10 protein-coding genes are annotated in these 12,044 nt (G+C 60.6%); 7 read left to right on the forward strand and 3 right to left on the reverse strand.

What is annotated here, in order from left to right:
• From NZ453_RS20985 to tssA, 7 genes are all read left to right on the forward strand, one after another.
• Positions 1–2,495: type VI secretion system Vgr family protein (locus tag NZ453_RS20985; RefSeq protein WP_263772915.1), on the forward strand; the 2,495-nt coding region annotated here is incomplete at its 5' end.
• The gene (locus NZ453_RS20990; protein ID WP_263772917.1) at positions 2,492–3,256 is read left to right on the forward strand and encodes a hypothetical protein; all 765 of its coding nucleotides are present in this window, start codon (positions 2,492–2,494) and stop codon (positions 3,254–3,256) included. The genes NZ453_RS20985 and NZ453_RS20990, both read left to right, overlap by 4 nt.
• Before the next feature lie 55 nt (positions 3,257–3,311).
• A complete protein-coding gene (locus tag NZ453_RS20995; RefSeq protein ID WP_263772919.1) occupies positions 3,312–3,839 on the forward strand; it encodes a hypothetical protein in 528 nt (175 codons plus the stop codon).
• Positions 3,840–4,286: 447 nt separating this feature from the next.
• Positions 4,287–7,022: a type VI secretion system ATPase TssH gene (gene tssH, locus NZ453_RS21000; protein ID WP_263772920.1), complete on the forward strand. Its 2,736-nt coding sequence runs from the start codon at positions 4,287–4,289 to the stop codon at positions 7,020–7,022.
• Between the two features lie 28 nt (positions 7,023–7,050).
• On the forward strand, positions 7,051–8,502 hold the full coding sequence (locus tag NZ453_RS21005; protein ID WP_263772921.1) for a hypothetical protein: 1,452 nt from the start codon (positions 7,051–7,053) through the stop codon (positions 8,500–8,502).
• Between the two features lie 32 nt (positions 8,503–8,534).
• Complete coding sequence (locus NZ453_RS21010; RefSeq protein ID WP_263772922.1) at positions 8,535–8,804, forward strand: PAAR domain-containing protein; 270 nt, start codon at positions 8,535–8,537, stop codon at positions 8,802–8,804.
• Positions 8,805–8,855: 51 nt separating this feature from the next.
• A complete protein-coding gene (tssA, locus tag NZ453_RS21015; RefSeq protein WP_263772923.1) occupies positions 8,856–9,941 on the forward strand; it encodes a type VI secretion system protein TssA in 1,086 nt (361 codons plus the stop codon).
• 71 nt (positions 9,942–10,012) lie between these two features.
• Here the strand turns inward: tssA and NZ453_RS21020 are convergent, their stop codons facing one another.
• From NZ453_RS21020 to NZ453_RS21030, 3 genes are read right to left on the reverse strand one after another with little or no spacing between them, the layout of a single operon-like run.
• Positions 10,013–10,849 (reverse strand): helix-turn-helix domain-containing protein, encoded by an 837-nt coding sequence (locus NZ453_RS21020; protein ID WP_263772924.1) that lies wholly within the window; start codon positions 10,847–10,849, stop codon positions 10,013–10,015.
• Positions 10,807–11,238, reverse strand: a complete 432-nt coding sequence (locus NZ453_RS21025; RefSeq protein WP_263772925.1) for a DUF2000 domain-containing protein — start codon at positions 11,236–11,238, stop codon at positions 10,807–10,809. Before NZ453_RS21025 ends, NZ453_RS21020 begins: the two co-directional genes overlap by 43 nt.
• Positions 11,231–12,022 (reverse strand): acetoacetate decarboxylase family protein, encoded by a 792-nt coding sequence (locus NZ453_RS21030; protein ID WP_263772926.1) that lies wholly within the window; start codon positions 12,020–12,022, stop codon positions 11,231–11,233. Before NZ453_RS21030 ends, NZ453_RS21025 begins: the two co-directional genes overlap by 8 nt.
• Positions 12,023–12,044: the final 22 nt, after the last annotated feature.

Genomic DNA, 12,044 nt, shown 5'->3' on the forward strand with positions numbered 1-12,044 from the left:
TCCTCGCGAGCTTCACCTGGCGTAACGACCTCACCCAGACCTACCCCGTCCGCTCCTACTGCCTGCAGTACCGCGAATCGGATCTGGCCTTCATCACCCGCCTGCTCGCCGAAGAAGGCATTTCCTGGCGCTACACCCACGGCCCCGACCCCGACACCGCCCCCCCGGGCGAGGCCGGTGCCCGGGCCGGGGGCGGCGCCGCTTCGGGGAGTGCTTCCGGGCGCACGTCGGGAGACGCCGCCGAGACCGACGCCGGCGCCGGCGTCCCCGTACACACCCTGATCCTCTTCGACCGCCAGACCGTCCTGCCCTCAAACCCGCTGCAACAGGTGCGTTTCCACCGCACCGACGGCGTCGAAGCCGACGATGCCGTCGATGTCTGGGAAGGCACGCGGCAGATCCAGAGCGGCCAGACCTCCCTCGCGAGCTACGACTACAAGGCCGTGAGCGTGCACACGGGCGGCGAAACGAGCCGTACCGACCAAGGGTCGGTGGGCACCGCGCTCAGCGACGGGCTCGAAGACTACGACCCGCAGACGCTCTACTACGGCACGGACCCCGACGAAGTGACCCGCTACGCCGGCCTGCGCCAGGCCGCCCGCGACCTCGCCGGCAAGACCTTCCGCGGCGCCGGCACCGTGCGCGGTCTCCTCCCCGGCACCTGGGTCGAACTCACCGACCACCCGCTGCACGACCAGGACGCCCCCGAAGACCGCGAATTCCTCGTCACGGGCCTCACCTTCGACGCCGAGAACAACCTGATTCCGGAAGCCAAGCAGGCCCTGGGCGGACTCTTCCCCCGCGAAACGGGGGGAAGTCTGACAGGCACCGCCGGCCTGAACCGGCCCCGTCCGCTGGGCACGGCAGAAACCGCCCAAGCCACGCCGCCGTACCGCAACACCTTCACCGCCGTGCGCCGGCCGGTGCCGATCGTGCCGACCTTCGACCGCACCGCGCACCAGAAACCGACGGCGAAGGGCCTCACCACGGCCACCGTCGTCGGTCCCGCGGGGGAAGAGATCTTCACCGACGAGCACGGACGCATCAAGATCCAGTTCCATTGGCAACGCCCGGCGGATCACCCCGAGGGCGGCGCCGACTACGACGACAAGTCCTCGACCTGGGTGCGCGTCGCCTACCCGAGTGCCGGGGCCGACTGGGGCACGCAGCACATCCCGCGCATCGGCCAGGAAGTGGTGATCGACTTCGTCGAAGGCGACATCGACCGGCCGCTGGTGACCGGCGTCGTCTATAACGGCACGCACCGCCCGCCGACTTTCTCGGGCGCCGGGCACCTGCCGGCGAACAAGACGCTCTCGGGAATCAAGAGCAAGGAGTACAAGGGGAGCCGCTACAACGAACTCCTCTTCGACGACACGACGAACGAGATCCGCGCCAAGCTCTCGTCCGAACACGGCAAGACGCAGCTCAACCAGGGGTACCTCATTCACCCGCGCACCGACGGCCAAGGCGCACCGCGCGGCGAAGGCTTTGAACTGCGGACCGACCACCACGGGGCGATCCGGGCCAAGGACGGGCTCTTCCTGACCACCGAGGCGCAGACCGGCGCCACCGGTAAGCAGCTCGCGCGCGCGCACGCGCAGAGCCAGCTCGACGCGGCGTATGAACTCACGAAGAGTTTGGCCGACGTTGCCACGAAACAACTCGCCGACACGCTCGAACACGGTCCCGAGACCGTCAGCCCGGACAACGCCCGGGAAGGGAAAACCACCGCCGGGCACTTGAAACACCACGTCGAGGCGCTCAAGGCCTGGGAGGCGGGGAGCAATACCGATAAGGACGGCAAGACGGCGCACGACGAAGCCGGACGGCAACCGCTGCTGGTCCTCTCCGCTCCGGCGGGGATCGCGGCGCTCACGGGGCAGAACCTCTCGCTCGCCACGGGCACGAACCTTGACTTCACCGCCCAGCGCGATACGAACCAGACGAGCGGCCGGCGGTGGCTGCACAACGTCGGCCAGCACATGAGCCTCTTCGTCAACGGGGTGAAGGACACCATCGCGATGAAACTCATCGCGGCTCAGGGCAAGGTCCAGGTCCAGGCGCAACATGGGGAGGTCGAGGTCACGGCGGACAAAGACGTGACCGTCACGTCGTGCAAGGGAAAGGTCGTTGTCGCGGCCAAGGAAGAGATCGTCATCACGTCAGGAGGTGGCTACATCCGCCTTACCGCCGCCGGCAACATCGATGTGCATTGCCCCGGTACGGTGAGCATCAAGGGGGCCGAGCATTTGATCCGGGGGCCGGACAGCATGAACGTGGCTCTTCCCGACTTGCCCGATGCACGCGCAAAACTGTATGACGAAGCTTTCATCATCAAGGATCGCAATACCGGCGAGCCGCTGCCCCAACTTCCGTATCGCATCAAGCGGGCTAACGGAAGCTACGAAGTCGGCCTTACCGATGACAAGGGGCGTACGCACTTGGTCTCTGGCGCCGACATCGAAAAACTGGTTGTCGAGGTACTCAAATGACGAGCAGCGACTCCGCCGGGGAAAATACTCCGAAGTGGAAGAAAGCCGGCGACTCCGTAACCTCGCCGCTGGAAAACGAGACGCGCAAAGAAGTTTTTGTTCAGTCGAACTATGGATTAACAATTGGTTTTGAAGTTAATTATCCGGAATACTTCAAGGACGACATCCAGCAAATCGGAGGGCCGGGGTACCCGCCGCCAAATGATGGTGACTACGGACACGCGTTCTTCTACCTCACCAAGAATGGCGTGGTGACCTGTTTTTTCAGCTTTGGCCCGGCTGGAGGAGGCGAGGAGAAAAGGGTTAGCGTCCCTTTTACGGATATTCAGACTAAGGATCTGAATCCTATCCCAATGCACGCGCGCGCGCGGCCGGGCGATGCGAGTTATCGTATTAGCGAACCGGTCACCGCCTTTCGGCTCAGGCTCACCCAGGCGCAGGAAGAATCGATCCGTAAGGAGGCGGAGCGGGTCAGGAAGAAGATCGAAAGCGGTGAGCAGAAGTACACCGCGTGGATCAATGACACCTGCGCCGAAACCGCGCGGGATATCATCAAGAAAACCCTCCCGGACATCCCTGATGGTTCCGGGCAAATCCGCGTCAACGGCACCCTGTCCAGAGTCCATCTGGTTAATCCGTACATGTGGCACAAAAACATGAACGAGAAGTACAAGGCGGTCAGAAAGATATTTCCGAACCCGATACTGTATGAGAATAGCGATGATCCCCTATCCGCATTTGAATTTGAAACGATCAAGTAGGCGGTTACTCGCCGGGCTATTTTTGCTGTTCGTTTTCGTTCATGGAGTTGGCGCAATGGATTTTGGTAACGTACCGATGAAAACCGAGTATTACACTCCCGAACAGAATGCCGAACTGATCGGCATGATCAAGGCGGCCATTCGTATACTGGCAACGGAAAACTCAGTTGAGAGTCAACTGACACTCTTGCCCAATTTCGAGTATCAATCACCGAAGGCGGGTGGGCCGTCGCTGTTTTGTTCTTCATTCAGAGAAGTAAACTCTATTCGTTTCCACAGAGCCTATGGAAAAGAAGCCTGGGAAACCTCAACGGTTTGGTCAGGCGTTGGAAAGGCCTCTCAAATGAGACGTGTCGTTCCAAAAATCGACAAAGAAGTATTCGACTCGCTGTCCCTTACGTTTCTCGGCATTGGCGAGGCCGAAGACATTGATGGAATCAAGACGCTCAGGTTTCGGTTTGACTATGTCTCGCCAAAGACTGGGAAGCGTGTGGGCTTGGTATTTTATGAGCCTGCTTATTTGCATCAGAACGATAGCTCCTATCCGTCGCACTTCCTTTCCGCCGAACTAAAAACGCAATAACGTGGAACAGAGGGGATTAATAAGACTTTTCCCGCCAGACGAATCTCCATCTGCATATGGAAGCCGACGTCGAAATTCCGTTCCAGGGCGTCCGAGAACGACCTTTTTCCAACAAAGCTGAAGGTGAGATTGGCAAGAAAGAATTTTGGGCACTGTGGGGCGGCATTGTTCATCCCCCGTTCAGACCGCAGCAGCCGCATCCGTTCCGAAATTGGTGCAGCGCGCCAAAGGAATCTTGTGCCTTTATGTTCGCAACGGACACAGCATCCACTCGACAATCGCTCGCAGCCTTAGCCGGCGGTAGCTTTCGAAATCCGGTTTGGTTCACGGGACAACCTAATGGAGAAAGCCTGTCTGGAATCTAGCGAATCGGAGAGTCACATTTTTGCGTGCGGATGAGCCGGATCGTTGTGTTCGCCGAGTCAACAATAAAACGACAACAAACTTATGACCATTGACCTGAAATCATTAATCGGAAAACTGGATACTCCCACGCGCAAGGCGATGGAGTCGGCGGCCAACGTCGCGCTTTCGAGGACGCACCACGAAGTCGACGTTGAGCATGTGCTGCTCGAACTCCTCGCGGCTTCGGATGGTGAGTTAGTGCGGATCCTGTCCGCCTATCACGTAGACGTGGAGCGTTTTCAGGCTGACCTACTAGCCGCTCTGGAGCGTTTCCGAACCGGCAACACGCGTAACCCCGTGCTCTCCCGCAATATCTTGCGTTGGCTTGAGGCAGCGTGGCTGGCGGGCAGCGTCAACTATGGAGCCGAGCGCTTGGGGGGCGGGCTGCTCCTGCTTGCGTTGGTCAGCGACGAGGAGTTGCAACGCCTGCTTGCCGGTTCTTGCGCGGCATTGAAGCGATTGCCGCCGGATGACCTCCGGGACAACTTGATGACGATCCTGCGCGTGGCGGGTGGCGGTTCGGGGAGCAGAAAAGCGAAAGGACATGCCGCCGCCGTGGTGGACGACGACGAAGGCTCCGAGATCGGCCGGACGCATTCGAAGAACACGCCGAATCTCGACAAGTACACGGTGGACCTGACGGCGCAGGCGAAGGCGGGAAAGATCGACCCGGTGCTTGGGCGCGACGGCGAGATTCGGCAGATGATCGACATATTGCTGCGCCGACGGCAGAACAATCCCATCCTCACGGGCGAGCCGGGTGTCGGCAAAACGGCGGTGGTCGAAGGGCTGGCGTTGCGCATCGAGCAGGGCGACGTGCCTGAGGTGTTGAAGAATGTCACATTGCGCACGCTCGACCTCGGCCTTCTCCAGGCTGGCGCGAGCGTGAAAGGTGAGTTCGAAAACCGGTTGCGCTCGGTGATCGATGAGGTGAAGGCGAGTCTGAAGCCCATCATTCTTTTCATCGATGAAGCGCACACCTTGATCGGCGCCGGTGGGTCCGCCGGGCAGAACGACGCGGCAAATCTACTCAAGCCTGCGTTGGCGCGCGGTGAGTTGCGCACTATTGCCGCAACGACCTGGTCGGAATACAAGAAATACTTCGAGAAAGATGCGGCTCTGGCACGGCGGTTTCAGGTAGTGAAGATCGACGAGCCTTCGGAGGACGCGGCGATCCAAATGCTGCGTGGCATCGCCGACAAGATGGAAGAGCATCACAAGGTACGCATTCTCGATGAGGCGGTGGAGGAGGCGGTGAAGCTTTCCAGCCGCTATATCGCCGGGCGTCAGTTGCCGGACAAGGCGATCAGCGTGCTGGACACGGCGTGTGCACGCGTCGCGCTTTCGCGGTCGAGCAAACCCGCAGCAATAGAGGATGTCGAGCGCTTGATCCAGAACATCGATCGCGAGTCGGCCGCATTGAAGAAGGAACAGGACCCGGCGCACGGCAAGCGCCTGGCCGAGCTTGCGGATCGTCGCCAGGCATTGGAGAAGGACCTGGCCGTACATCAGGCGGCGTTCGTCGAGCAGCGGCGGTTGGTCGAGGAAATCATCGCGTTGCGTAAGCAAATGGGGGCTGGCGAGATCACAGGCTCGCCACGTGAAACGCTTCCGTTGTCCAAAGCGAGTGTTAAGGCGAGCAAGGTGCCAGTCAAAAGTAACAAGGCCAAGCCATCGACCGAACGTGAAAACCTGCTTTGCGCGCAAGGCAAGTTGCACGACCTGCACAAAAGCCAGCCCTTGATCTACGAATGCGTCGACGCTTCCACCATTGCCGATGTCATTTCGGGTTGGACCGGTATTCCGCTCGGCGGTATGGTGGCCGACGAAATCGATACCGTGCGGAACTTGCCTCAACTGTTGGAGCAGCGGGTCGTTGGGCAGGCGCATGCCTTGCGGCTTATTGCGCGCCGTATCCAGATTGCCAAAGCGAATCTTGAAGACCCGGGTAAGCCGAAGGGCGTGTTTCTTCTCGTCGGGCCTTCGGGCGTGGGTAAGACGGAGACCGCGCTCGCCCTTGCCGATACCTTGTATGGTGGCGAACGCAATCTGATCACCATCAACATGTCGGAGTACCAGGAGGCCCACAGCGTTTCCGGCCTCAAAGGTTCGCCTCCGGGGTACGTGGGGTATGGCGAGGGCGGTGTATTGACCGAAGCCGTACGGCGCAAGCCGTATTCCGTTGTACTGCTCGACGAGGTGGAGAAGGCGCATCCTGACGTTCTTGAACTCTTCTTTCAGGTCTTCGACAAAGGGGTGCTGGAAGACGCCGAGGGACGCGAGGTCGATTTCAAGAACACGATCATTATCCTCACGTCGAATGTCGGCACGGACATCGTCATGAAAGCCGTCGAACATGGTGTGACGGTCGACGAGGTCAACCGCGCGCCGACGCCCGACGATCTCATCGAACTCTTGCGGCCCAGCTTGCAGCGTTCGTTCAAGCCGGCCTTCCTCGGTCGCCTGTCCGTGATTCCGTATTACCCAATCTCCGACGAAATAATGCGCCTGATCGTTGGACTCAAGCTCTCAAAGGTGAAGAAACGCATGCTTGAGAACCATGGATCTGCGCTCACGTTCGAGGATTCGCTGGTGGACCTGATCGTCACCCGGTGCACCGAGGTGGACAGCGGTGCGCGCGATGCGGAGGCGATTATCACCAACACAGTATTGGCGCAGATTTCCGAACAGGTTCTGGCGCGGATGGCCGAAGGTCAGCCGATACGCACCGTGGATCTCAAGGTACGCAAGGACAAACTGGCAGTTACCGTCAAATAGATACCTGATTATTCGGGGGTTTGAGCACGTGATTCGCGCATTGGTTGTACTCGTCGCGCTCATTGCCGGATGGGTGGGCGCGTTGTGGTTCTTGATCGCGCCTGATTTCAACCATTGGCCACTACGCGAAATGGCCGCCCTGCACGCCTTGCCACCCGTCGGTCTTTGGACCGCCTGGCAATTCTGGCGGCGTTGGCGGATCGGAAAGGCGGCCGCGCTCGCGGCGGATCGAGAAGCCGCCTTGAGCAAAGAGAACGAAGCGCAGATCGCTGCCGCACGCTGTGCGCATGCCGAAGAGATGGCTCGCCGCCAATTTGGATGCGATTGCCGCGCCGTGGCGCTGGCTCAAGTCGTGGTACCGGACGGTCTGGAGAATTCTCCCGTGCCAGAAGGGGACGGTGTTTACTGGTCGCAGATTCAACCGGATTCTCCCGACGAGGACTTAGCTGTTTCCGCGGCTGATTTCCTGGGTGCAGGCGTCGACGAGGCGCTACGCGGTGTTTACGCGTATTGCCCGGCGGCCGCGACGTTCCCGATCTATATCGTTCCCCCTCCAGACACTGTCGGCGAGCAAGCGGTTGCGGCGGTGAGGCAGATCCAGAGAAAGCTGTTCATTGAATTGGACATCGATCTCGAAACCCCTACGGAATACGGAAGAGTACTTTTCCTCCGCTCGCGGGATGGCGCGGGTAATAGCGTGATCGAACTGTTCGAAAACAACCCCGAGCTTCCGGGTGCCGTGGTGCTTGCCTTTGATTCGCCATGGTTGCGTGCGGCACTACAGGGCGAAGAAGAAGAGCGGCCCGAGCGACCACGAAACGGTTCTCCGAGCCAGGGCGTCTTCGCGGTGTTCGTTACCAACCCCCGGCTTCCAGAGATGCTCTCCGAATTGCCCGTGCAGCAAGGTGGGTTCGACGTAATGACTCCGTACTGGGAGAAAGGGGCGGCGGTCGCAGCCCGGTCCGCTTTTCTTGCCGGACTCTCTCAATCATTGCGCGAGAGCCTCATTGCTATGCCGGCCCTTGCACGCATCCATCGCACAGTCTCCTCGACGTTCGCCGGAAAGGCGGAGCGCCCTATGGAGTTTGCGCGCGCCCTGGGCGGAATCATCGAACAGGCACAGATCAACGCTGGTCTGGTGGACGTTCCGTTTGTTGCCGCGGTCGACAACATTCCAGAAGAAAGAGAGTCAGCCGCACCTGCGTGCGGGTGGCTGGTGCACAACGCTGGAGACGTAGACGTCTGCGGCAAACGGCTGGCCGGGATCAGCGTTGCAATGGCAAAACGGGGATACGACCTCGACCCGATCGAGTCAGCCACGAACGTCGTCATCCAACTTGGAGATCTAGGCGAAGCCCGCAGCGTTGCCATGCTGGCGATCGCCGCGGCGAGAGCGGCCGACACGAGCGAACCCGTGCTATGCGCCGAGTTTTCGGGGCGAGATGACGTCTCGTTGTACTTCGCTTGCCCGATGAACTGAGACAGTCTTTTTATGAACGGGGATGAGCATCTATGAAACACGTAATTCGCCTCGGCGATCCAACGTCTCACGGGGGAACGGTGGTCAGCGCGGCTTCGAATACCGTGATCAACGGAAAGCAGGTTGCGCGTGTCGGAGATACCGTCACCTGCCCGATAAAAGGACACGGTGCCGTGACGATCGTAGAGGGTGATGCCTCGTGGTCGGAAGATGGTCGGCCCGTCGCTCTCGAAGGACACAAGACAAGCTGCGGGGCTTCGCTTATTTCAACGCTTCCGACACTTGGGCGATCCACCGGCTGAGTGTTCAGAAGATTGCGAATTTGAAGGACGAAAATACTAGGGTGGGAATCCATGATCAGCATTCAGCCTAACCAACTCCTTGAACCCATCCCCGGCGACGATATCGGCGGGACCGACATGTCGTTCTCGTCGGTTTTCGACGAAATACGTGAAGCGCGTCGAGAAGACGACGTGAGCTTGGCGCAAGGCGAGTGGGAAACGCAGCTCAAGACGGCCGAGTGGCCAAAGGTAAAGGAATTGACGGAGGACATCCTCTGCCGTCAAAGCAAGGATATGCAGGTGGCGGCCTGGTACACGGAGGCGATGGGTCGCATGAAGGGATTCGAGGGGGTCAGTACCGGCCTTCGCGTCATGGAGGGATTGATCGACGAGTTCTGGGAGTTTTGCTATCCGAGCTTCGATCCCGACGATCTGGAGGAACGCGCGGTCAAGATCGAATGGCTGAACAAGCAACTGGCGGCCGTGATTCGGGAGATTCCGCTTACCGATCGCTCCTCCGGCGGTTATTCGTGGCTCAAATGGGAGGAATCGCGTGCCATCGACAACCTCGGATTGAAAGACCCGGCGGCTCGGGACAAAGCGGTCGCCGACGGTAAGCTCAGCGGCGAGGCTTTCGACAAGGCGGTGCAGGCTTCCGGTCGGCCGTACTACGAAAAATTGCATGCCCGGATTCGGGAAGCCGTTGAGAGTGCTGCAGCACTGAGCTCGCGCGTCGACGAGCGCTTTGGCCACGATGCGCCCAGCTTCAAAGACGTGCAAAACGCGCTGCAGGCCTGCGACGAGCTCGTCGGCAAACTGCTGATCCGGCTGGGAGGGCAAATGGGTACGACGGCGGCGCCAAACGTCGACGCGTCAATGTCGTCCAAGGATGCGCATCACCTCGAACAAACGGCACAGCCAGTGGCACGTGCGGCGGGTGGCATCATCGTCAACCGCGGCGATGCGGTTCAGGCATTGCGCGACGTGGCTGCCTATTTTCGTCACAACGAACCGCACAGTCCGGTTGCCCTGCTCGCGGAGCGGGCGGCAAGCTGGGCTGAAATGCCGCTTGATCAATGGCTCGCCTCAGTCATCAAGGACCAAAGCACGCTCGGGCAACTCAGGGAACTGCTCGCTATTCCGGATCCCAACCGATAAAGCGAACTCGTCTCCGTGCTTCTGCCGGGTGGCGGCTGTCGGCGTGCGCCTTGGTCACCGGCGCCCACGGCCTAGGCGACCGCAGGTTGTCCGTCTGCGTCGGCACGTTTTCTTAGGGCGGCCTGCAGATCACCCGGTGTGTAACCGAAGGACTGGCGGAATGCACGGGTGAAATGCGCTTGGTCGGCGAAGCCGCTGGCTGCGGCGATTGCCGAGAGCGGCTCGCCGTCGAGCAGAAGTTCCCGGGCTCTATTGACGCGAAGTGCCCGCAGGTACTCGCTGGGGTTCATCCCAGTCCATCGGCTGATCACGCGATGCAGACGCTCGCGGCTGATGCGGCAGCGTTCCGCTAGTGCGTGAATCGACAACTCCCCTTCGAGAACGCCTTGCTCGAACGCCTTGAGTGTCTGTCGCGCCGAGGCGGTGGGATTGCTCGATTGGATCGGCAAGGCATCGCACAACCAGGGCAACAGGGCTCGGAGCCATTGCTCGATCTGCTCGGGCGAATGCAGATTGGATGCAGCGCGGGCCGACTCCGGTTGCGAGACAAAGCCGCTTCCACGAGGCGGGACGAGCGCCTTCTCTTCCAGCCATTCGGTCGCTACGTAAAGCATCACGACCGAAACGCTTTCGCTCCCATCGATATCGGCCAAAGCCCCGGTGTGCACGGTATGCGGCGAAATCGCCAGCACGTCGCCGGCTACCGCCTTCGCCGGCTTACCGTCGATGCTGCACAGACAGGCGCCGCGCACGATCGCCCCGAACGACCATTCGCTATGCCAATGGGGAATCCATTCCTGGCCCGGGTGCCGATGACGCACGTGTTCCAGCGTCGGCAGGCGCCAGCGGCGAACTTCCGAGCGTTTCAGCGCTTCAAGGGAAGGCTTCCGACTAAACGATTCACCCATCGTTTGGGTCCTGCGACTCCAATTCCGAACATCGATTCGTTGCAATGTGACAGAGTACCGTGTCGTTGCCAATAGGCTTCGGCGCTATGGATATCCTTGGCGTAAGCAGGAAACAGCGTAACGGTGCCGCCCTCCGGTCGTGGCGTTGCCACCATACGCTGAAGTAACCCGGACATGCGTTCTTCGTCCGCTTCCAACACGACAATCGGCAAATGGGACGAGGCGGAAGATGCAAAGCCGTCTCGATCGACCAATGTGCGACCGGCCCAACTCGCTTGCTCATTATGCAGCCCGGCCGCGATGCACGCGGCGACGTTGGCTCCGTCACCCGACGCGAGGCCAGCGGCAAGGACAATGGCGACTTTCTCGACAGATATGGCGTCATGCATCGCGCGCACCCTCGATCGTCAGCGCGATCCAGCCGGCGCTGCCTTCTGTGGCCGCGATCGTTCCCAAGCCGTGGAGTTCTTCCGTCGGGTGGGGATACAGAGATAGCGCCGCGTCCAGCGCATACCATTCGCTTTGCACGCGGTCGCGGATGTCAGGCCGGACAATTGTTGGCTCGGGAATCGTGGCAGGGCAGCGCAAATCGGGCCAGCCGACGGCGCCGAGGGTTGGCATCGAAAGGAAGCCCAACGGCCTCCCCGGGGCACCGGTGAGAACCGCTTGCGCGTCGATTACTCGACGGTCTTTTACCGCCAAGCTTGCGCCGAGACGGGTGCCGGCGCGTAGCGGCGCAGCGGCTGGATGGTCGATCGGCAGACTTCGGGTCAGCCATGTGCTGCCCATCTTCTTCGGCCATCCTTGAAGCAAGCCTCTCAAGAGGGAAACGTCCTGGTCGACCCAAATTGCCGGGCAGTACATACAGTGGCTGCCGTCTGGGCGTTCCAGTTCGAGGACGACGATCGTTTCGCGGTACTGCGCGAGGATGGGATCGAGCAGCTCGTGGCCGTCGGTGCAGGCTTGCCAGTCCGCGAAATGCACGCACCCCGTACCGGTGGGTGAACCGGCAGTTTCAGGCACCAACGATCGGGCTCTGTCGCGGTCAAACGAAAACTCGACGTTGATCAGCCAGCCCGCGTAATGCCAGGGAGGCGGCGGGACCAAGGCACTGACGCCGGTCGTGGTGAAGGGGGGGGTGAAGCTCCGGTTGATCCAGGCGGGTGTATTCATGGGCGCAATTATGGGGACTGCG

Source organism: Propionivibrio soli (assembly GCF_025770765.1).
In the GTDB taxonomy this organism is placed as follows: Bacteria; Pseudomonadota; Gammaproteobacteria; order Burkholderiales; family Rhodocyclaceae; genus Propionivibrio; species Propionivibrio soli.

What these genes read in the sequence shown, in the direction of transcription:
- NZ453_RS20990 (WP_263772917.1), top strand. Translation starts at nt 2,492, where the DNA reads ATGACGAGCAGCGACTCCGCCGGGGAAAATACTCCGAAGTGGAAGAAA.
- NZ453_RS20995 (WP_263772919.1), top strand. Translation starts at nt 3,312, where the DNA reads ATGGATTTTGGTAACGTACCGATGAAAACCGAGTATTACACTCCCGAA.
- tssH (WP_263772920.1), top strand. Translation starts at nt 4,287, where the DNA reads ATGACCATTGACCTGAAATCATTAATCGGAAAACTGGATACTCCCACG.
- NZ453_RS21010 (WP_263772922.1), top strand. Translation starts at nt 8,535, where the DNA reads ATGAAACACGTAATTCGCCTCGGCGATCCAACGTCTCACGGGGGAACG.
- tssA (WP_263772923.1), top strand. Translation starts at nt 8,856, where the DNA reads ATGATCAGCATTCAGCCTAACCAACTCCTTGAACCCATCCCCGGCGAC.
- NZ453_RS21020 (WP_263772924.1), bottom strand. Translation starts at nt 10,849, where the DNA reads ATGGGTGAATCGTTTAGTCGGAAGCCTTCCCTTGAAGCGCTGAAACGC.
- NZ453_RS21025 (WP_263772925.1), bottom strand. Translation starts at nt 11,238, where the DNA reads ATGCATGACGCCATATCTGTCGAGAAAGTCGCCATTGTCCTTGCCGCT.
- NZ453_RS21030 (WP_263772926.1), bottom strand. Translation starts at nt 12,022, where the DNA reads ATGAATACACCCGCCTGGATCAACCGGAGCTTCACCCCCCCCTTCACC.